This window comes from Flavobacterium hydatis (assembly GCF_000737695.1).
In the GTDB taxonomy this organism is placed as follows: domain Bacteria; phylum Bacteroidota; class Bacteroidia; order Flavobacteriales; family Flavobacteriaceae; genus Flavobacterium; species Flavobacterium hydatis.
Genome location: NZ_JPRM01000028.1, coordinates 41,704 through 61,760, shown reverse-complemented (window position 1 = coordinate 61,760; position 20,057 = coordinate 41,704). Strand labels below are relative to the sequence as shown.

The 20,057-nt window shown below is 33.5% G+C and carries 20 protein-coding genes and 1 pseudogene; 10 read left to right on the top strand and 11 right to left on the bottom strand.

What is annotated here, in order from left to right; genetic code table 11:
* Nucleotides 1–166: 166 nt before the first annotated feature.
* The 6 genes from IW20_RS17360 (at nucleotide 167) to IW20_RS17335 (ending at nucleotide 3,619) form a co-directional block, all read left to right on the top strand.
* A complete protein-coding gene (locus tag IW20_RS17360) occupies nucleotides 167–844 on the top strand; it encodes a peptidoglycan DD-metalloendopeptidase family protein (RefSeq protein WP_035625161.1) in 678 nt (225 codons plus the stop codon).
* A gap of 6 nt (nucleotides 845–850) precedes the next feature.
* On the top strand, nucleotides 851–1,327 hold the full coding sequence (locus IW20_RS17355) for a hypothetical protein (protein WP_035625159.1): 477 nt from the start codon (nucleotides 851–853) through the stop codon (nucleotides 1,325–1,327).
* A gap of 6 nt (nucleotides 1,328–1,333) precedes the next feature.
* Nucleotides 1,334–1,858, top strand: coding sequence for a hypothetical protein (locus IW20_RS17350; protein ID WP_035625152.1), 525 nt, complete (start codon nucleotides 1,334–1,336; stop codon nucleotides 1,856–1,858).
* 60 nt (nucleotides 1,859–1,918) lie between these two features.
* Nucleotides 1,919–2,389, top strand: a complete 471-nt coding sequence (locus IW20_RS17345) for a nuclear transport factor 2 family protein (protein WP_035625150.1) — start codon at nucleotides 1,919–1,921, stop codon at nucleotides 2,387–2,389.
* Nucleotides 2,389–2,856, top strand: a complete 468-nt coding sequence (locus IW20_RS17340) for a DinB family protein (RefSeq protein ID WP_035625149.1) — start codon at nucleotides 2,389–2,391, stop codon at nucleotides 2,854–2,856. The genes IW20_RS17345 and IW20_RS17340 overlap by 1 nt, the downstream gene beginning before the upstream one ends.
* Before the next feature lie 136 nt (nucleotides 2,857–2,992).
* A complete protein-coding gene (locus tag IW20_RS17335; protein ID WP_117614472.1) occupies nucleotides 2,993–3,619 on the top strand; it encodes a hypothetical protein in 627 nt (208 codons plus the stop codon).
* 70 nt (nucleotides 3,620–3,689) lie between these two features.
* On the opposite strand, the gene IW20_RS17330 is transcribed toward IW20_RS17335, so the two are convergent.
* Nucleotides 3,690–5,177 (bottom strand): aminotransferase class V-fold PLP-dependent enzyme, encoded by a 1,488-nt coding sequence (locus IW20_RS17330; RefSeq protein ID WP_035625147.1) that lies wholly within the window; start codon nucleotides 5,175–5,177, stop codon nucleotides 3,690–3,692.
* 222 nt (nucleotides 5,178–5,399) lie between these two features.
* On the opposite strand from IW20_RS17330, the gene msrA reads away from it, so the two are divergent.
* Nucleotides 5,400–5,930 (top strand): peptide-methionine (S)-S-oxide reductase MsrA, encoded by a 531-nt coding sequence (gene msrA, locus IW20_RS17325; protein WP_035625144.1) that lies wholly within the window; start codon nucleotides 5,400–5,402, stop codon nucleotides 5,928–5,930.
* 36 nt (nucleotides 5,931–5,966) lie between these two features.
* Nucleotides 5,967–7,538, top strand: a complete 1,572-nt coding sequence (locus IW20_RS17320; RefSeq protein ID WP_035625138.1) for a protein adenylyltransferase SelO — start codon at nucleotides 5,967–5,969, stop codon at nucleotides 7,536–7,538.
* A 149-nt stretch (nucleotides 7,539–7,687) separates the two neighbouring features.
* Here the strand turns inward: IW20_RS17320 and IW20_RS17315 are convergent.
* Both IW20_RS17315 and IW20_RS17310 read right to left on the bottom strand, forming a co-directional pair.
* A pseudogene (locus tag IW20_RS17315) lies at nucleotides 7,688–8,660 on the bottom strand (YpdA family putative bacillithiol disulfide reductase).
* A gap of 5 nt (nucleotides 8,661–8,665) precedes the next feature.
* A complete protein-coding gene (locus tag IW20_RS17310) occupies nucleotides 8,666–9,142 on the bottom strand; it encodes a CYTH domain-containing protein (protein WP_205625916.1) in 477 nt (158 codons plus the stop codon).
* A gap of 224 nt (nucleotides 9,143–9,366) precedes the next feature.
* On the opposite strand from IW20_RS17310, the gene IW20_RS17305 reads away from it, so the two are divergent.
* Together IW20_RS17305 and IW20_RS17300 are read left to right on the top strand one after the other, a co-directional pair.
* Nucleotides 9,367–10,287: an OmpA family protein gene (locus IW20_RS17305; protein WP_035625135.1), complete on the top strand. Its 921-nt coding sequence runs from the start codon at nucleotides 9,367–9,369 to the stop codon at nucleotides 10,285–10,287.
* A 21-nt stretch (nucleotides 10,288–10,308) separates the two neighbouring features.
* A complete protein-coding gene (locus IW20_RS17300) occupies nucleotides 10,309–10,866 on the top strand; it encodes a hypothetical protein (RefSeq protein ID WP_035625132.1) in 558 nt (185 codons plus the stop codon).
* A gap of 130 nt (nucleotides 10,867–10,996) precedes the next feature.
* On the opposite strand, the gene IW20_RS17295 is transcribed toward IW20_RS17300, so the two are convergent.
* The 8 genes from IW20_RS17295 to menD form a co-directional block, all read right to left on the bottom strand.
* Nucleotides 10,997–12,040 carry an o-succinylbenzoate synthase gene (locus IW20_RS17295; protein WP_035625129.1) on the bottom strand — a complete coding sequence of 348 codons (1,044 nt, stop codon included), beginning with the start codon at nucleotides 12,038–12,040 and terminating at the stop codon, nucleotides 10,997–10,999.
* A 213-nt stretch (nucleotides 12,041–12,253) separates the two neighbouring features.
* A complete protein-coding gene (locus IW20_RS17290) occupies nucleotides 12,254–13,456 on the bottom strand; it encodes a tetratricopeptide repeat protein (protein ID WP_035625126.1) in 1,203 nt (400 codons plus the stop codon).
* A 134-nt stretch (nucleotides 13,457–13,590) separates the two neighbouring features.
* Nucleotides 13,591–14,268, bottom strand: a complete 678-nt coding sequence (locus IW20_RS17285) for a metal-dependent hydrolase (protein ID WP_035625123.1) — start codon at nucleotides 14,266–14,268, stop codon at nucleotides 13,591–13,593.
* Nucleotides 14,269–14,295: 27 nt separating this feature from the next.
* Nucleotides 14,296–15,258, bottom strand: coding sequence for a 1,4-dihydroxy-2-naphthoate octaprenyltransferase (menA, locus tag IW20_RS17280; RefSeq protein ID WP_035625116.1), 963 nt, complete (start codon nucleotides 15,256–15,258; stop codon nucleotides 14,296–14,298).
* Between the two features lie 98 nt (nucleotides 15,259–15,356).
* Entirely contained in the window at nucleotides 15,357–16,190 is an 834-nt protein-coding gene (locus IW20_RS17275; protein WP_035625114.1) for a 1,4-dihydroxy-2-naphthoyl-CoA synthase, read from the bottom strand.
* Nucleotides 16,191–16,916: 726 nt separating this feature from the next.
* Entirely contained in the window at nucleotides 16,917–17,771 is an 855-nt protein-coding gene (locus IW20_RS17270; RefSeq protein ID WP_035625111.1) for a CvfB family protein, read from the bottom strand.
* Nucleotides 17,772–17,908: 137 nt separating this feature from the next.
* Complete coding sequence (locus IW20_RS17265; RefSeq protein ID WP_035625108.1) at nucleotides 17,909–18,250, bottom strand: DUF2853 family protein; 342 nt, start codon at nucleotides 18,248–18,250, stop codon at nucleotides 17,909–17,911.
* A gap of 103 nt (nucleotides 18,251–18,353) precedes the next feature.
* A complete protein-coding gene (menD, locus tag IW20_RS17260; RefSeq protein ID WP_035625105.1) occupies nucleotides 18,354–20,015 on the bottom strand; it encodes a 2-succinyl-5-enolpyruvyl-6-hydroxy-3-cyclohexene-1-carboxylic-acid synthase in 1,662 nt (553 codons plus the stop codon).
* Nucleotides 20,016–20,057: the final 42 nt, after the last annotated feature.

Sequence of the window (20,057 nt, the reverse complement as noted above, 5' to 3'; positions counted from 1 at the left end):
AGAAATACATTTCTTTCTCATAGCAAGCTTTGTGTATTTTAAACAAGTGAAACGCCTTTTAGAGAGTTTCAAAATCTATGTTCCTATGTGTTAAATGAAACTTTTATGACCCGAGCGGAATAAACGAAATAATTACACCCAACGGGTTAAAAAAAAATAAAAATATATGGCCACACTAGAAACTATTTTAAAAAATTTAGCTCCTGTAAAAGTAATCGATGCTACAATCGATTATGCTCATTATATGCCTTTGGATTTATCGGTTTCAAATCAGGAATTAACAAATAACAAACCGCAAACCGCTACCGATTTTGAGATTTATATCGATAATTTATTAGCTCAAGCCAATGCAAAAGTGGCTTTTGGCGGATATCTAGAAGAACGAAACTTATATAAACGAAGCGAAAATTTCAATAATTCTTCCGCACCAGAACGCAATATCCACATTGGTCTCGATTTATGGATAAAAGCCTCAACTCCAGTATTGGCAGCGTTTAGTGGAATAGTGCATAGCTTTAAAAACAATATTGGTTTGGGTGATTATGGCCCAACAATCATCCTGAGACATACTATCGAAAATCATATTTTCTATACTTTATACGGGCATTTATCGTTAGAAAGCATAGAGAATCTTAAAATTGGAGACGTTTTTATCCAAGAACAACTTTTGGGCACTTTAGGAGAATCAACTGTAAATGGAGATTATGCACCGCACTTACATTTTCAGATTATAAAAAATATTGGAGACAATTTTGGCGATTATCCAGGTGTTTGCAGTAAAATCGACGTAGATTATTATGCTAATAACTGCCCAAATCCCAATTTAGTATTAAAAATAACATAAAGAACGATGAAAAAAGTACTATTTATTCTAAGTTTGCTTCTGTTGATTGGTTGTAAATCAAAAACAGGTGGGAACAAAACGGAGGATTTAAAAATATCAAAAGTTTTACCTACAGAAGTAGATAATAGCCAACAAAAAAAGGCCTACGAATTAGGAAAACGAGTTTTATTGACTTGTAATACCTCTAAATTCAAACCTTTTAACGAAACTGAAGTTACGCCATCGGTTATGGCAAATACAACAGAAGAACGATTGACAAAAACATGTCAGAAATTCCGACAATGGTACGGAGCTTTTAAAGATCTTAAACTAGATGGCGTTTACAAAACCAAACACGAAACCATTTACAGATATAGAGCTTTATATGAAAAAAAAGTAGCCAATAAAGAACTTCGCGTGTATGTAAATGAAGACAATCTGATTTCTGCCATAAAATCTCTGGACTGGGACGAAACATTCGAGTCTAATTTAATTGAAAAATAAAGCCTTATGAATTTTAAAACACTACTGATTTTACCCTTTTTTTTCTTATCCATTTTGGTTAATGCTCAGGAGTCGCTTAATTTTAAAGGAAAAACATATCCAGCCACACAATCTTGGGATTTTATTTGCGAAAATTATGCTTTATCTGGCGAAGCCAATGTGCAAATTGCAAAAACCGAAACAGGAGGTCTCTTAAAAATTAGTGTTGCTACAACAGATCCTAAATTACAAATTACAGGCGTTGCCTATATTTATTTGGCTGACAATACGATTATTGTATGTATTGATAAAAAAAATAATGAAGCTGCCGAAAACAAAACGGCAAATTACTTCAATCTTTCGGCTATAGAAATGAATAAGCTAAAGAAAACTGATATACAATCTATTAGATTTAACATAACAGGAACTGCAAATAAGTTTAGTAGTCAAATTGGTAATTTTACAGCCGTAAATAAGAAGTCATATTTTTCGACCAAATTTGATAAAACTAAGAAAAGCTTTGATACTGCAACAGAAATTCAAGGTTTATAAGCTTATTTTTGGAGTAAATAGTCAATAATTCTGTACATTTATATTCTAATTACATCAAAAATGACTGCAAACGAAGCCTTAATTACGAAATTTTATACTGCATTTGGCAATGCCGACGCAGCCAAAATGAGCGAATGTTACCATCCTAAGGTACAATTTCGTGATCCCGCTTTTGGTTTATTAAAAGAAGGTCAGGTTACTGCAATGTGGGAAATGCTACTTAAAAAAAGCAAAGGAAATATAAAAATAGAATTCTCGGATGTAAAAGCCGATGACTTTGTAGGTTCTGCGCATTGGATTGCTACTTATAACTTTAGCAAAACAAACAGAAAGGTTGTTAATCATGTTTTTGCCGAATTTCAGTTTCAAGACGGATTAATTATTAAACACACTGATACGTTTGATGTCTGGAAATGGTCGAAACAAGCATTCGGTATTACAGGTTATTTATTGGGTTGGACAGGTTTTTTTCAGAAAAAAATACAAGAACAAGCCTTATTATCACTTCATAATTATCAAACTAAAAAATAATGGCACATCTCGAGACATTAAGAACTCTCTTTAATCGGGATCTTAATAAATTAAAACTCGAAATAGAGTCTTATCAAAACGAAGCTAAAATTTGGCTTGTAAGCGAACAAATTTTAAATTCGGGAGGTAATCTGTGCTTGCACCTAATCGGTAATTTAAACACGTATATAGGCGCTGCATTAGGCGATTCTGGTTACATAAGGCATCGTGAATTGGAGTTTTCCCTAAAAAACATCCCTAGAGCTGAATTAATTACCAAAATTGAAGCAACGATTGTAGTTGTTGATACTGCTTTAAGCAATTTATCTGAGAAAGATTTAGAACAGGAATTTCCTGTATTTGTTTTTGAAGGTAAAAACTCTACAGATTTTATCCTCACACATCTTACCACTCACCTCGCCTATCATTTAGGACAAATAAACTATCACCGCCGATTGTTAGACGATGTTTCTATGGTTGATGGTTGATAATTAAAAAAAAAACATTAAACCATTAAGATATTAAGCTCCACAAAATAACAAAAGCTTAATTTTTCTTAATCTCTTAATGGTAAAAAAAAGTTCTGTTATTTATTATTCGACAACTGAAAATAAAACATAATGTATGATTAAAAAATTACACTACGTATCTGGACTTATAATAACAGTTTTTATTGGATTACATTTATTTAATCACACTTGGAGCATTTTAGGAGCAGAAAAGCACATTGAGATAATGAATACTTTGCGCCTTTTTTATCGAAATATTATCATTGAATCCATTTTGCTGTTAGCTGTATTTGTTCAAATTTTTTCAGGGCTTAAGCTTTTCAAAATAAATCGAAAAATAGCAACCAGTAATTTTGAAAAAATTCAGATTTGGTCAGGATTATACCTAGCTATCTTTTTTATAATTCATTTAAGTGCCATTTTTATCGGAAGACTTATTTTAAACCTTGATACAAATTTTTATTATGGCGTAGCGGGATTAAATACTTTTCCTTACAACTTGTTTTTTATTCCTTACTATGCGCTTGCAATTCTTTCCTTTTTCGGACATATTGCTTCTGTGCACAACAAAAAGATGAAGCAATCCGTTTTCGGGATTTCTCCCCATAAACAATCAATAGCGATCTTGATTTTTGGAATGATATTAACTGTAATAATATTTTGTGGGCTAACAAATTATTTTAACGGAATCGCAATACCAAAAGGAATACAATGTACTCATTGGAAAATAACCGAAACTTAATTTTCTAAATTTCTTAAGGGTTTAAAAAAAATCAAAAAAAAATAGCTTCAATTGAAGCTATTTTTTTGTTTTATGATGCAAACCAACCTGCGACAAGTTCGTCTTCGAATGTATTTACATTTTCATGTACAAATTCGTTGGTTTCTTTGTTGTATTGGTAATCCAGAGCCCATTCTTTATGGTTTTTGGCTAATTCTTTAATGCTTTCGCAAACAAAAGCAATCTCCTCATTAGTAGTTGTAGGATGTATAGACATTCTTATCCATCCTGGTTTACGTATTAAATCTCCAATCGTAATTTGATCAATCAATTTACTAGATGTTTCCTGGTCAACGTGCAACAAGAAGTGTCCGTATGTACCCGCACAACTACAACCTCCTCTTGTTTGGATTCCGAATCTGTCATTTAATATTTTTACACCTAAGTTAAAATGTAAGTCTTCAATAAAAAACGAAATTACTCCTAAACGTTCCTGATGTTGCCCTGCCAAGATTTTTATATTCGGAATATCATTTAATTCATCAAACACAAAATCTACGATTTCATGCTCACGTTGTAGCATATTATCTACACCCATTTGTTCTTTTAACTCAATTGCCAAAGCTGTTTTAATTACTTGCAAAAAGCCCGGAGTTCCACCATCTTCACGATCTTCGATATTATCGATGTATTTATGCTCCCCCCAAGGATTTGTCCAACTTACGGTTCCTCCTCCAGGACAATCTGGAATCATATTTTTGTATAACTTTTTATTAAAAATTAAAACTCCCGATGTTCCAGGGCCTCCTAAAAATTTATGCGGAGAAAAGAAAATCGCATCCAAATACGCTTCTGGATCTTCTGGGTGCATATTTATCTTTACATAAGGTCCAGAGCACGCAAAATCTACAAAACAAACCCCATTATGTTGGTGCATTAATTTAGCAGCTTCATAATATGGAGTTTTTATCCCTGTTACGTTAGAACAAGAAGTAATCGAAGCTATTTTGTAAGCTCTATCTTTATATTTATCTAATAAAATTTCTAATTTTTCAAGGCTAAAAAGTCCTTTTTCGCAAGCAGGAATAATCTCAACATCAGCAATGGTTTCTAACCAGCTCGTTTGGTTTGAGTGGTGCTCCATATGTGATATAAAAACAACTGGTTTTTTATCGGCTGGAATTGTTGTAAAATCTTTTAGGTTTTCTGGAATTTTTAAGCCCAAAATACGCTGAAATTTATTAACAACGCCAGTCATTCCTGTTCCATCAGTAATTAAAATATCATCTTGATTGGCATTGACATGACGTTTAATGATATTTCTGGCATGATGGTACGCTTTTGTCATGGCAGTACCTGACACAGTGGTCTCCGTATGCGTATTTGCGACAAAAGGTCCAAATTGGTTTATAATTTTCTCTTCAATCGGTCTATATAATCGTCCGCTGGCAGTCCAATCGGTATAAATTATCTGTTTTTTACCATAAGGAGAGGTAAATTCCTGGTCGATTCCAATGATATTTTTTCGAAAATCTTGGAAATAAGCTTCTAAAGCCGTGGTATTGTTTTTGATATTCATTATAAACTGATTTGATGACAAAGGTATATATTTTTTATATAATTGTGAATTTGTTAATACTTAAGTAAAAACTGTACTACAATTTCTGTTATTTTTAAATAAACACCTCATAAACAGGTTTCTTTTTAGCAAAACCAACAAATTAGAATTAATTTTGAGTATCTATTTTGAATATCTTACTCATTATCAACGAAAGAACAATAATTATTTAAATTATATATTATGAAAAACTTATCTATAGCTACTTTCGGAGGTGGCTGTTTCTGGTGTATCGAAGCAGTTATTCAACGCCTAAAGGGGATAATATCAATAAAATCGGGCTATGCCGATGGTCACATAAAAAATCCTGCTTATCGTGAGGTTTGTACAGGAAGAACAGGACATGCCGAAGTGGTACAGGTAACTTTTGACCCAGAAATCATTTCGTACCATGACTTAATTGCCATTTTTATGACAAGTCATGACCCAACGACATTAAACCAACAAGGAGCTGACAGAGGGACACAATACCGCTCTATCATTTTATATCATAATGAAGAACAAAAAGCTATTGCAGAGCAAGTTCTTGAAGCTGTAAAACCGCTTTATGCTGATCCAATCGTAACCGAATTAAAACCTTTTGAAGTGTTTTATGAAGCCGAAGCAGATCACCAAAATTATTACAACAATAATCAGGAAGCTGGTTATTGCCGAATGGTAATCGATCCTAAAGTGCAAAAATTAAGAAAAATGTATGCCGATAAACTCGCATAAACAAGCACGTATTACTGTTATTGAAATTGAATTAAAATGAAAAAATTAAACATACATAATCGGTTTACAGCCGAATTACCTGAGGATCCACTAAATACTAACGAAATAAGGCAGGTTTTAAATACTTGTTTCTCTTATGTAAACCCACGAATTCCTGCTGAACCTAAATTAATTCACGCTTCTGAAGCTGTAGCTGAGTTAATTGGGCTTTCGCCAAAAGATACTCAATCGGAATCTTTCCTGAATGTTTTTTCGGGCAAAGAAGTTTTGCCAACCATGCATCCATATGCCATGTGTTATGCAGGACACCAATTTGGGAATTGGGCGGGGCAATTAGGAGACGGTAGAGCCATTAATTTAACTGAGATTGAACATAATGACCAGTTTTATACTTTACAGCTTAAAGGAGCTGGAAAAACACCTTATTCGAGAACTGCCGATGGTTTAGCCGTTTTACGTTCCTCAATACGAGAACACTTGTGTAGCGAAGCTATGTTTTATTTAGGAGTTCCTACCACACGCTCTCTTGCTTTAATCTTATCTGGCGACGAAGTATTGCGTGATAAACTGTATAATGGTAATCCTGCTTACGAAAAAGGGGCTATTGTATGTCGTGTGGCGCCATCATTTATCCGTTTTGGAAGTTTTGAGATGCTTACAGCGCGTAATGAACTTAAAAATCTTAAATCACTTACCGATTATACCATCAAATATTATTATCCTGAAATACAAGAAGTGGATGATAAAAAAACGTACATCCAATTTTTTAAAGCTGTAGCCGATAAAACTCGTAAAATGATTCTAGATTGGCAACGTGTGGGTTTTGTACACGGAGTTATGAATACCGATAATATGTCGATTCACGGCTTAACAATAGATTTTGGCCCTTATGGGTGGCTAGAAGATTATGATCCAAACTGGACGCCTAATACGACCGACAATCAACATAAACGATACCGTTTTGGTAATCAGGCTAATGTTGCTAAGTGGAATCTATTTCAATTAGCAAATGCATTATATCCTTTAATCAATGAAGCTGAAGGTTTAGAGAGCATTTTAGAATCGTTCTCTGATGTATTTGATGAAGAATATAAAGAAATGATGTTAAGCAAATTAGGAATTTCTACATCTAAAGAAACTGATGATAAGATTATTTCTGATTTAGAAACCAACTTACAATTATCTGAAACAGATATGACTATCTTTTTTAGAAATTTAAACAAAATCAAAAAAGAACAAACTGCAGAAGAAGCATTTGCGAGTATTCAAGATGCTTTTTATAAACCTGAAGAGATTAAAGATGCTGTTTTAAATACTTGGTTAGAATGGTTCACCGACTATTTAACTCGTTTAAATACTGAAAAAACATCTGATGAAGAACGTGCAGCAAGCCAAAACATGGTAAATCCTAAATATGTTTTGCGTAATTATATGGCTCAACTAAGCATTGATGCTGCTGATGAAGGCGATTATTCTTTAGTAGATGAATTATATCTATTACTCAAAAATCCTTATGATGAGCAACCTGAATACGAAAAATGGTTTGCTAAACGACCAGATTGGGCAAGAGACAAAGTAGGCTGCTCAATGCTTTCTTGTAGTTCTTAGTTGTTTTTTGCCACTAATTGCACTGATTCACACAAATTAAATAAGATAAAATCTGAATTTTGAAATTTCCATTTCAAAATTCAGATTATTTTTTTTGTGACCAAAGACTAAAAATCGAACAGACGAAGTAAATCCGTGGCAAACTTTTTCTATTTTGAAGTAATACAATCTACAATCAGATTGGCGTGAACGCGTGAATTCTCAATAAACCATTTATGGGTTTCCATTCCGCCACAAACTACACCTGCCAAAAATAATCCTGCTACATTGGTTTCCATCGTTTCAGGATTATATTTTGGTACTTTTCTTTCGTCATCAGATAATTGGATTCCCATTTTTTCGAGAAATGTCAAATCTGGTTTATAACCTGTAAGAGCTAAGACAAAATCATTTTCGATGGTTATTTTTCCGTTTGGAGTCTCGATTTCTACTTCATTCTCACGAATTTCAGTAATATTCGATTCAAAATAAGCTTTTATACTTCCTTCGGCTATCCTATTCTCGATATCTGGCTTAACCCAATATTTTACGCGATTGTTTATTTCGCTTTTGCGAATAACCATTGTAACGTTAGCTCCTTTTCGCCAACATTCTAAAGCTGCATCTACAGACGAATTATTTGCACCTACAACCAGAACATTCCTAAAAGCATATTCATGCGCTTCTTTGTAATAATGGCGTACTTGTGGTAATTCCTCCCCTTTTACATTCATATAAATCGGAATATCATAAAAACCTGTAGCAATAATTACATTCTTGGCTTCGTACAATGCCTTATTTGTGGTTATTTTAAAAAGCGAATTTTCTTGCTTGATAACTTGGGTCACATTTTCGAATAAATGAATGGAGAAGTTAAAAATAACGATGAATATTACGATAATACTCTAATGCTTCTTGTCGACCAGGCTTGGGAGCCAGACAATTAAAAGGAATATCTCCAATTTCTAGTCTTTCGGCTGTAGAAAAGAAAGTCATATACAGCGGATAATTGAAAATACTATTTACAATCGCTCCTTTTTCTATAATTAAATACTTTAAATTTTTCTTTTGTGCTTCGATTGCGCAGGCTAAACCTATTGGTCCACCTCCTACTATAATCAAATCATATGCTTCGATTGCCATAAATGCTATTCTTTATTCCATTCTGAGAACGGGTGCTTGCTTAAATAAGAATTATAATATCTTGGATCACTGGTTACTTCTTCTCCCAACCAATCTGGCTTATCAAATGTCTCAGTTTCCGATTCAAGTTCGATTTCGGCAATTATCAATCCTTCGTTTTCTCCATAAAACTCATCTACCTCAAAAACATGATTTCCTGATTTTACTTCAAATCGTGTTTTCTCGATTTTACCTTTCTCACACAATTTCAATAATTCTTGTGCTTCGTCTAGCGGAATTTCATTTTCCCATTCAAATCGTGACATTCCACTATCGCTTCCTATTCCTTTTATGGTAATATACCCTTTTGTACCTTTTATACGCACACGTACTGTTCGCGCTGGTTCAGAGCTTAAATATCCCTGAGCAATTCGATTTTTGGCGAAAGCCTGCTCTTTAAAATCGGTTGTTTTAACTAAAAATTTTCTTTCTATTTCGACCATCATATCCATAACTAAATTCAGTTAGCAAGTTACTCATTTTAATTAATTAGCGAATTAAGATTTTCTTCTTACAATTATTCAAGTTAATTGTTAATTTTAAAAAGTAAGTAAATTCTTAAACATAAAAAACGGTCATTTTTAACAATAATATTAAAATAACTGATTAGTAACGTTTTGCATTTATTTTTTTGTTAAATTTGAGAGAATTTTAACTCATAAATATTATGTCTAAAAAAACACTTTATCTCTTAGGCATTGTAGTCACAATTATCTTAGGTACATTTCTGTATTTAAAATTTTGCTGCAATTGCTGTACGAAAGAACCCGCAGACGATATCGAAAAAGTAGTTGTTATTAAAGAAACGGTCACCGAGATTGTTCCTTTTGTAATTAATGGTACTGGTATTGACTACCGCAGTAGCGACAATCTGAAGTTCCTGAAGAATAGTGCTTCGGTGATTACGCCTGTTAAAGACTCCGTTAATATTGGTATCGAAAAACTAAAAACTTTCTTAGAGGCCAATCCTGAGCAAAAGGTTACTATAACCGGATATGCGACTACGGATGAAAAGAACACTACAACGTACCCTAATCTTGGTGTAGCGAGGGCAAATGATGTTAAAAATTATTTTGTATCAAAAGGGCTATCAGCTGGAAAATTTGATACTAATGGTGAAATAATCGATAGCTGGAAAACAAGCGGAGATACATTGTTAGGTCCAGTTTCTTTCGAAATTAATGCTTCGACAGATTCGGTTGCAACAAAAACAGGAGGCGAAGATTTTGCTGCTCTAAAAGCCAAAATAAATGCTGATCCTTTAGTTCTTCACTTTAATACCAATAAATCTAATAATAATCTAAATGCTGCCGATCGTCAGAAAATTAAAGACATCACATATTACATTCTTCATGTAAATGATGGCGCTTTATTAGTTGTTGGGCATTCTGATAATGTTGGAAACCGTGAATCGAATGTTGTGTTAAGCCAAAAACGTGCTGACTTTACTAAAAACTATTTGTCTAAAAATGGTATTGATGGTAGTAAAATCGAAACTCAATCAAAAGGACCAGATGAGCCTGTAGGTGATAATGCAACCGCCGACGGTAAAGCAAATAATCGTAGAACTGTAGTTACAATAAAATAATTAATCCAAAAAAATAACATTATGAATATACCTTGTATCTTAATACCAGCTTTAGTTGGGTTAATCTGTGGAATTTTAGGTTACTTGATAGGAAAAATGGCTTCGAAAGGAAACGATTCTGATTTGCTTTCTTTACAAGCTGATTTAGACGCTTGCAGAGCCAATACTAAGAACTTAACTGCCAAAATATCTTCGCTTGAAGCCGATTTAGCAGCTAAGCTGAATAATGCTTCGGCATCTGCACAATCATTTGTGGGTAAAACTACAATTCCAGAAATTCCTTTTGATGCTGCATTGGCAGCAACTGTATTTGGCAAGAAAGTAAAGAAAGATGATTTGAAGGTAATTGAAGGAATTGGTCCTAAAATTGAAGAATTATACCATCAGGCAGGAATCAAAACCTGGTTAGCTTTATCAGAAACTCCAACAGAAAAATCTCAAACTATCCTAGATAATGCTGGTGAAAACTACGCAATACATAATCCTGGAACTTGGGCTAGACAAGCTAAACTAGCTTATGAAGGAAAATGGAAAGAATTAAAAGAATGGCAAGATGTCTTAGATGGCGGAAAAGAATAATTTTATTCTCTAAAATTTAAAAACTGGCTTTATGCCAGTTTTTTTTATTTCTATTTTTTTTTAAAGAGATTGATGAAATTTTAACTATAGTTCACAGTCTCAACCGTGTGATACAGATTACGATAACATTTTACAGTGTATCAATGTCTATTTGCCAGTTTAAATCTGGATTATACCACAATTGCCCTTGAGTAACTTCTAGCGGACAATCAAAATTATTAGTATACAATGCTCCTGTTCCTAAACCTTGAGGCATTATATTATTTTGTAAAAAAGTCCATTGTGCGATTGCATTAAGACCTATGTTGCTTTCTAAAGCCGATGTTATCCACCAACCGATATTATACTTCTCTGCTAGTGTAATCCATTCCTGTGTTCCTCTAAAACCGCCTATAAAGCTTGGTTTTAAAATAATGTATTGTGGTTTTATGTTTTGTAGTAATACTTCTTTTTCCTGCAATGTAAACACGCCTATCAACTCTTCATCTAATGCAATAGGAAAAGGCGTTGTTTGGCATAAATTAGCCATTGCCTGAATATTGTGCTGTTTTATGGGTTGCTCGATACTATGCAACTTATATACATTAAGCTGAATTAGCTTATTTAATGCGGTATCTAAACTAAAAGCTCCATTAGCATCTACTCTTATTTCTATCTCTTCTGGGCTAAAATGACTGCGGATAAAACCTAATAACTCCAATTCTTTATCAAAATCGATAGCACCAATTTTGAGTTTTATGCAACGAAAACCTGTGGCTAACTTTTCCACTATTTGTTGCTTCATAAACTCAGGTTCTCCCATCCATACCAAACCATTTATGGCTATGGATTCCTCTCCTGTAGTAAATGGTGAAGGAAATAACAAAAAGGGCGTTTTACTATGTAATGAACGGAAAGCCATTTCTACACCAAATTGTATGGAAGGAAACTCTAATAATGCTTCCCAAAGGGCTGTTTCACCCAAATGGATGTTATTGCAACACCATTGCAATTTCTCTTCATAATCATCTCGGTCGTCTGCGCTTAGTCCTCTAAGGATTCCACACTCGCCTATTCCTTTTCTATTATTTTCTTCAATAACAATGAACCAAGTCTCTTTTTCGTTCATTACGCCTCTGGAAGTTCCTGACGGTCGTTTAAAATTGAGAATATATTTATGGTAAGTAGCTTTCAATCTGAAATAGTTTTAAATATGTAAATGCGATGTATGACATACTTCATAACCATATAAGTTATATAAGTAAATATAAGCTATTGTCTTAAATCCTTATATGGACTTATGATAAATGCTTATTTTTTCAAACATATAAGCCATGTAAGTAAATTAAGCTGTCTGTTGTGTTAAACACTTTTATATGAGCTTAAATGACTTATATGGTAGCTTAAATTAATTAAAAAGATCTAAAACTCTATCGAAGTTTCCTGATGGTAGATTAGCCTTCTTAAAAGCTGCAAAATCAAGTTTTACTTTCTCGATCCAACTTAAACTATCGGTTACATTTTGTGTTTGGTATTTTTTATAAATTGCTTTAGCATCTTTATAATCATCACTTACTAAATAAGCATGTGCAAGATTAAGCTTTAATTGCAACTCTGTTTCATCTAGCTTTTCGCCTTCTTTTAAGAACTTAATAGCTTTCTCATATTGTTTGGTTAAGATATAACAATATCCTATAGAACTATAATCTAATGCTGTTGCCTTTTTGTCTGCAATTACAGTGTTTAGCAAGGCTATTGCTTCGCCGTATTTTTGATTTTTAATTAATTTAGAAGCCAGACTTCTTAAATCACTATAAATGTTTTTAGAAATACTGGTATCATTATAACAGGTATTTCCATAATCTTTATAGGCTTTGATTTTTTCCATCGCCAATAGCTTATCAAACTCGTTGTAACGATATTGTTTTTGGATTTTTTCAAGAATACAAACGCAAAAATCATCGGAACTTGCCATTTTCTGTGCCAGATTTGAGGTCTTGCATTGGCTGATAATTTCTTTTTTATTCTCTTGGTTCCATCCACGACTTAACTTTATGTCTACCCATGGCACTGCTTCTAATACTATTTTTTGTTTTAAAAGCCAATTCTTACTTTCGAATCCAAACCAAATTGTATTTACATTGGGTTGCAAACAACTAGATTTATCTAATGATAATCGTTTTGCGTCTTTGCTTACTGGCTCTTCTTGTGCGTAACAGGCTTTGTCTGTTTTTCCGGTTTGGATATAACTTTTAGCTACTGCCTGATCTGTAAACAAGGCATATTTACATTTATCATCGCCTGATATTTTTGACATTAGGAATACTGCTCCGGCTGATCCCTGACTTATTCCTGATGGATCTGGAATCGATTTTAATACCGAAACTAAGCTACTTGCCAATTGTTGGTTTTCGTCCAGCAGCGTGATTCTATATATCACTTCTGTGGTTCCTAATGGTAAATCTTCGGTTGGAATAATGATTCTGTCACGAGCTGGAACAATTATCTCTTTGGTAGTGGATCGTTCTTTGTCCCAATATCCTTCTTTTTGTGCAAAAGCTGAATAAAATGAGCTGATTAAAAGTACTAAAATTAATTTTTTAGATTTCATTTTCTTGGTTGGATGTGTGTTTTTTAGCCCTGACAGCAGCGATATCCTTTTCCTGGCTTCTTTAGCCAGGAAAAGATAAAGCGTATGGCGGGAAATAGCTCCTAATTCTTCAATTTCTCTTAGAATAATGCTATTTACAGTTCAATAGATTCTCCAATTTCTAAAAGCATTAAGTCTTTTCCTTTATCAAAAAACTTACGTTTTGCTTCGTCATGATTGATTTTGATATATCCGAAAGTATCATAATGATATCCTAGAATTTTATCGCATTCTATAAAATCTGATGCTATAATGGCATCTTCTACATCCATCGTAAAGTTGTCTCCGATTGGTAAAATAGCAAGATCTAGTTTGGTACGCATCGGGATTAGCTTCATATCCATCGTAAGAGCTGTATCTCCGGCGATATAGATGTTTTTGTGCTCGCCCTCGATTACAAATCCTCCTGGATTTCCTCCGTTAGTACCATCTGGAAATGAACTTGAATGTATGGCGTTTACATATTTTACTTTTCCGAAGTCGAATTGCCAGCTTCCTCCATGATTCATTGGATGTGATTTTAGCTCTCTTTGGGCAAAATAACTTGCAATTTCGGCATTAGACACGATTACTGCTTCGGTACGTTTTGCGATTGCTTCGGCATCAAGAATATGATCACCATGCGCATGCGTTAGCAAGATATAATCGGCTTTTAATGTGTTAATATCGATATGTGAAGCCTGTGGATTACCAGAAATAAAAGGATCTACCAAAATGTGCTTTCCTCCTACTTCGATTCCTAATGACGCATGACCGTAAAATGTAATTTTCATATTGATACAAATTTAAAGTTTAATAAATTATCTTCCTCCTAAGAAGAGGTTTACAATAATGTCTGAAATTAATGATATCATACACAAAGTCAATAATACTGAAAGTAAAAATGTACTTAGCGCTACTCTTTTTAATTCTGGGTCTAACAGTTTAGGCTCTTGATTTTTATAAACAACTATTAAATGTTTGGTTAATGGTATGTAAGCTAATAAAAATAGGTATTGATCAAAATGATAATCGCTTAAAATAGCAAATGCTACTACCGAAACCATTGCGGTTATGATCAAGAAGTAATGGTATTTTTTGGCAGCTTGTCCTCCCATTTTTACCACAATTGTGTTTTTGCCCGATTTTCTGTCTGAGGCTTCGTCACGCATGTTGTTTAGGTTTAGAACTCCTACACTTAATAATCCTATGGCTACTGCTGGCAGGATTAAAAGCGGATCTATTTCTTTTGAATATAAAAAGTTAACTCCTAATGTACTTACTAACCCGAAGAATATAAATACGAATAGGTCTCCAAATCCTTTATATCCATAAGCTGAGTTTCCTACTGTATAACGTATTGCCGAAACAATTGCAGCGATTCCTAATAGTAAGAAAAAGATAGAATACACAAAATTTGTCTCGCCAAAAGCGAAATAAATCAATGTAATTGCTGATAATAGAGTTAATAACGAGGTAATGATTATTGCCTTTTTCATGGCTTGTGCCGTTATTACTCCGCTTTGTATTGCGCGTTTTGGCCCTATTCTGTCTTCGTTATCGGTTCCTTTTACTCCATCGCCATAATCGTTAGCAAAATTGGATAATACCTGCAATCCTAGCGTTGTTAAAAGTGCAAAACCAAATATTCTCCAATTAAAAACTTCTGTAGGCGTATAAACGTTTTCTGTGGGATTTGCCAAAGCATACATACTACCGACGATAATCCCAGAAACTGATAAGGGTAATGTTCTTAATCTAGCGGCTTCAATCCAATGTTTCATTCTTTTATTTTATTTTAGAGTTTGTTATAAAAAGTTTTCAGTCTCAGTCTCAGTATTTCAGTTAAAACTGAAACTGAAAACCAATACTGCAAACTAATTTATGGCAACCATTTATTTTCGCCAAAATTAGGCTTTCTTTTTTCCAGAAAAGCATTTCTTCCTTCTTTAGCTTCTTCTGTCATATAAGCTAAACGGGTTGCTTCTCCTGCAAAAACTTGTTGTCCTACCATACCATCATCGGTTAGGTTCATAGCAAATTTCAGCATTTTTATAGATGTTGGTGATTTTTGTAATATCTCTTGTGCCCATTGGTAAGCGGTATCTTCTAACTCATCGTGAGGAATTACAGCATTTACCATTCCCATATCCATTGCTTCTTGTGCTGAATAATTGCGTCCTAAGAAGAAAATTTCACGTGCTTTTTTCTGTCCTACCATTTTAGCAAGATAAGCAGATCCATATCCTCCGTCAAAACTAGTTACATCTGCATCTGTTTGCTTAAAAATAGCGTGTTCTTTGCTCGCTAATGTCATATCGCAAACTACGTGTAAACTATGTCCTCCTCCTACTGCCCAACCCGGAACTACGGCTATAACTACTTTTGGCATAAAACGAATTAATCGTTGTACTTCTAGAATGTTTAAACGATGTTGTCCATCTTCTCCAACATATCCTTGGTGTCCTCTTGCGTTTTGATCTCCACCACTACAAAAAGAATATACTCCGTCTTTGGTCGAAGGTCCTTCGGCAGATAATAAAACTACTCCTATCGAAGTATCTTCTTGTGCATCATAGAATGCCTGGTATAATTCGGATGTTGTTTTTGGGCGGAAGGCGTTGCGCACGTTAGGTCTGTTAAAAGCTATTCTTGCAACTCCATTACATTTTTTATAGGTTATATCTTCAAATTCTCTGGCAGTAATCCAATCCATTAGATGTATTTTTAATTAATTATAGTGTAAAAATAAATCATTTTTTACACTTTAGACCATACAATCATCATGAAGTGATTTCTAAAATATTTTTAATCAAATGTTAAATATTGTTTTTAAACGAAAAACGATAGCTCTTTTATAGTGTATTATATTTTTTATTTTTATCTTTACCCTTATCAATCAATGTGATACATTATTCTTTATTCACATTTGAGTTTGATTTTCTTTCACTGATTTATTAACCTAAAAAATGATTTTTTGAGAAAATTTAAAAAATTTGTCGCTCATTTTTCTAAGGTTTTAAATTTAAAAGCTTTAGACAAAGAGCAAATGAGATTAGCATTTGTCGAAATTGCAAAAAAGAGATAGTAACACCTACGGTTAACAAGAAAGATGCATTAAGCTACTCTATAAATGGGTATTTAATTATTTAATCGTCTTTAAAAATACTAAAAATAAACCAAAGGTTCTGCCGTGAAATCAATTTCAGCATGCAAGAAATTGTTATCCCATTTCAAGACAAACCCATCTGAAAAAGTAGTAAGTCACACGCAACAAGATTAAGTACAGTATTATATAAGATGTGATTCTATTCACTTTTCGTGATGAAAGTAGATTTATTTTTATTTTTGTTTTTTTTAAATTACAATTTTTTTATAAAACTAGAATAAAAAGAAAAAGGCTAATCGTAATGATTAGCCTTTTTTATTATAACAACTCGTATTACTCTTTTACCAAGTAAATACCATCTTCTTTTATCTCGATTAACTTCTCTCTGTAAAGAGCTCCAATCGCTTTTTTGAATGTTTTCTTGCTCATTTTAAGTACCGTTTTAATGTCTTCTGGATGCGAATTGTCAGTAAGTCTTAAAAAACCACGACTTGCTCTTAATTCGTCCATTATTTTCTCGGCATTTGGTTCGATACTTTGGTATCCTTGCACTTGTAATGAAACATCTATTTTGTTATCAGGACGTATGTTCTTGATATATCCTCGCATACGGTCTCCTGTACGAATGGCATCATCATAAACCTCATCTTTGTATAATAATCCTTTATGCTTTTCATTTATGATTACATTGATTCCTATCTCGGTAATATGCGAAACGATTAAATCTACCTCTTCGCCTTTTTCGACTGTTAGGTTATCATTACTCAAGAATTGGTTTGTTTTACTTGATGCTACTAAACGATTTGTTTTTTCGTCCATGTATAAATAAACCAAATAACGCTTTCCTTTTTCCATAGGACGCGCTTGTTCTTTAAACGGAACAAGAATGTCTTTCTCCATTCCCCAATCCATAAAAGCACCGATCTGGTTAATGTAGTTTACTCTTAAAAGTGCAAACTCATTTAGTAATATATATGGTTCCAGGGTTGTTGCAACTGGGCGTTCTTCGTGATCTAAATAAACAAAAACGATAAGTTCTTCGCCTATTTCAAATTCGTTTGGAACATATTTGTTTGGTAATAGTATGTCGTGGATTCCTTCTGGATCTTTCTCGGGGTTCCCCAAAAACAATCCTACTTTGGTATCACGTAATATAGTTAGGGTATTGTATTTTCCTATTTCAATCATCTTCTTTAAAGTTCTGTATTGCTATTTAAGCAAGTTTCTAAGTCGCAAAGGTACGAAGTTTGAAAATGAGAAGCATAAAAATTATGTTATTAAAAAAAGCGCCTTAAAGGCGCTTTATATATTTGGAAGTTAAAATACTATTTATAAACACTTTCTTTTTTAAAGTGCAATGTCAATAAGTAATATACTACTGCTCTATATTTGTTCTTGTTTGAGCGCCCGTATTTTTCTAATACAGCATCAATTCCTGCATCTAAAGCGGGTCCATCTGGCAAGCCTAATTTTTTTATTAAAAAATTATTCTTTACAGTATCTAATTCCGATTTTTGACTTCCTGCAACTGTAGCTGCATCTGCATTATATATTGACGGCCCACAACCAATGGTTACTTTTGTCAATAAATCCATATTCGGAGTTACGCCGCATTTATCTTTTAAGTCAGCAGCATACTTTACAATTAATTCGTCTCTTGCGCTCATAAATAAAATTTTAATATTTGATTAATACTAGTTTATATTCTCAAATTTAAGCATTTATTCTATACGGAGTCTTTATTTTAAGTATTTTTTATGAAAATTAAACTTACAATAACTCTTTAAAAAACTGAAGTAATATTTTATCGTTTTCGATTGTTGGTGTAAAGATTTCTAAAATAGCTGGTACATCATTTACATTATACAGTGTTTCTAGTCCTGATTGTAACGAAGTTTCATTGTCTGCCTTTATGTAATTCATCTTAAACATTCCTGCTAAATGCTCGGCAGTTAAATGATGTGAGGTTTCAAAAAAGGTATTAAACACGGGTTGTTCCTGATGTCCTGGTAAAATACGGAAGATTCCCCCTCCTCCATTATTAATGATTATTATCTTAAAGTTCTTTGGTATATAGCTATTCCATAATGCGTTACTATCGTACAAAAAGCTAATATCTCCTGTAATAAAAACTGCTGGTTTAGGATTACCAACTGCTGCTCCTATAGCTGTTGATGTGCTACCATCGATACCGCTTGTACCACGATTACAGAAGAAATTTATTGAAGAATCGATATCGATTAATTGCGCATATCGAATAGCTGAACTATTGCTTATTTGTAATTGACTGTTTTTCGGCAATGATGCTATTACTTTTTCGAATACTTTAAAATCCGAAAATGGGATTTTGCTTAAATATTCCTTTGCTTTTACTCTTCTTAAATCATTGATTTTGTTGATTCTTGAAAAGTAGTCGCTCGCTATAGTTTCCGTCTGTGGTAAAAAGGCCTGAAAGAAATCATTTGGGTTTGTTTTTATGTGCTTTGGCAAAGCTCCAAATGTATCATAAGCTCTAAGTGTATCTATATGCCAATGTTGTTTTGGTTTGTACTTTCGTAAAAACGCCTTTATACGTTTAGAAACTATCATTCCTCCAAAAGTCACCAAGATTTCTGGCTGAAAGTCTTCAAAATCGGTTGCTGTAAATGGTGTAATTAATGTATCGATACTATTAATAAAACTCGGATGATGCAAATTAGACGTTGTTTCGGTTAAAACCACTACTGATTCATCATTAGCCAATCTTTCGATTGTTTCTTTATTAATTGTGTCTGGCTCATTTACTCCCACAAGTACCATCTTACGTGTCGATTTGTTCCAAGCTGCAACCATATCGGCTAAATCTCCAATTGTTTCTGGCTGGTTTTCTTTTACGTAAGTGTTAATTATTGGATTTATGGTAAGTTCAGAAACGGTTTCATACAATGGCTCTTCAAATGGGGCATTAATATGTACAGGTCCTTTTTGGGCTCTGGCCGTATCTATGGCTTCATTTATTTTTTTGTCGTTTTCAACCGATACATCTTCATGTAAATTAGCGTTATACAACGAATGATTTATGTATACGTTTTCCTGACGAATGGTTTGCCCATCACCAATATCGATCTTACTTTGCGGACGGTCTGCCGAGATTACAATAAGCGGAATCTGGCTATAAAATGATTCCGCAAAAGCGGGATAGTAATTTAATAATGCTGACCCCGAAGTACACACTAAAGCTGTTGGTTGCTTGGTTTGCTGTGCGATTCCTAATGCAAAAAATGCTGCACATCTTTCGTCGGCTATACTGTAGCACTGAAAAGCTGGATTACTAACAAATCCTATGGTTAATGGTGCATTACGTGATCCTGGAGATATAATTATATTGGTGATTCCTTTTTCTAAACAAATCTGAATGATACTCTGTGCCAGAGGTATTTTGGGGTAAATCATTTTTTTGGAAATTATGAAGTACAAAGTTAGTAAGTTCAGAAA

What these genes read in the sequence shown, in the direction of transcription:
- IW20_RS17305 (WP_035625135.1), top strand. Translation starts at nt 9,367, where the DNA reads ATGTCTAAAAAAACACTTTATCTCTTAGGCATTGTAGTCACAATTATC.
- IW20_RS17270 (WP_035625111.1), bottom strand. Translation starts at nt 17,771, where the DNA reads ATGATTGAAATAGGAAAATACAATACCCTAACTATATTACGTGATACC.
- IW20_RS17350 (WP_035625152.1), top strand. Translation starts at nt 1,334, where the DNA reads ATGAATTTTAAAACACTACTGATTTTACCCTTTTTTTTCTTATCCATT.
- IW20_RS17320 (WP_035625138.1), top strand. Translation starts at nt 5,967, where the DNA reads ATGAAAAAATTAAACATACATAATCGGTTTACAGCCGAATTACCTGAG.
- msrA (WP_035625144.1), top strand. Translation starts at nt 5,400, where the DNA reads ATGAAAAACTTATCTATAGCTACTTTCGGAGGTGGCTGTTTCTGGTGT.
- IW20_RS17290 (WP_035625126.1), bottom strand. Translation starts at nt 13,456, where the DNA reads ATGAAATCTAAAAAATTAATTTTAGTACTTTTAATCAGCTCATTTTAT.
- IW20_RS17265 (WP_035625108.1), bottom strand. Translation starts at nt 18,250, where the DNA reads ATGAGCGCAAGAGACGAATTAATTGTAAAGTATGCTGCTGACTTAAAA.
- IW20_RS17345 (WP_035625150.1), top strand. Translation starts at nt 1,919, where the DNA reads ATGACTGCAAACGAAGCCTTAATTACGAAATTTTATACTGCATTTGGC.
- menA (WP_035625116.1), bottom strand. Translation starts at nt 15,258, where the DNA reads ATGAAACATTGGATTGAAGCCGCTAGATTAAGAACATTACCCTTATCA.
- menD (WP_035625105.1), bottom strand. Translation starts at nt 20,015, where the DNA reads ATGATTTACCCCAAAATACCTCTGGCACAGAGTATCATTCAGATTTGT.
- IW20_RS17340 (WP_035625149.1), top strand. Translation starts at nt 2,389, where the DNA reads ATGGCACATCTCGAGACATTAAGAACTCTCTTTAATCGGGATCTTAAT.
- IW20_RS17335 (WP_117614472.1), top strand. Translation starts at nt 2,993, where the DNA reads ATGATTAAAAAATTACACTACGTATCTGGACTTATAATAACAGTTTTT.
- IW20_RS17300 (WP_035625132.1), top strand. Translation starts at nt 10,309, where the DNA reads ATGAATATACCTTGTATCTTAATACCAGCTTTAGTTGGGTTAATCTGT.
- IW20_RS17275 (WP_035625114.1), bottom strand. Translation starts at nt 16,190, where the DNA reads ATGGATTGGATTACTGCCAGAGAATTTGAAGATATAACCTATAAAAAA.
- IW20_RS17355 (WP_035625159.1), top strand. Translation starts at nt 851, where the DNA reads ATGAAAAAAGTACTATTTATTCTAAGTTTGCTTCTGTTGATTGGTTGT.
- IW20_RS17330 (WP_035625147.1), bottom strand. Translation starts at nt 5,177, where the DNA reads ATGAATATCAAAAACAATACCACGGCTTTAGAAGCTTATTTCCAAGAT.
- IW20_RS17310 (WP_205625916.1), bottom strand. Translation starts at nt 9,142, where the DNA reads ATGGTCGAAATAGAAAGAAAATTTTTAGTTAAAACAACCGATTTTAAA.
- IW20_RS17285 (WP_035625123.1), bottom strand. Translation starts at nt 14,268, where the DNA reads ATGAAAATTACATTTTACGGTCATGCGTCATTAGGAATCGAAGTAGGA.
- IW20_RS17360 (WP_035625161.1), top strand. Translation starts at nt 167, where the DNA reads ATGGCCACACTAGAAACTATTTTAAAAAATTTAGCTCCTGTAAAAGTA.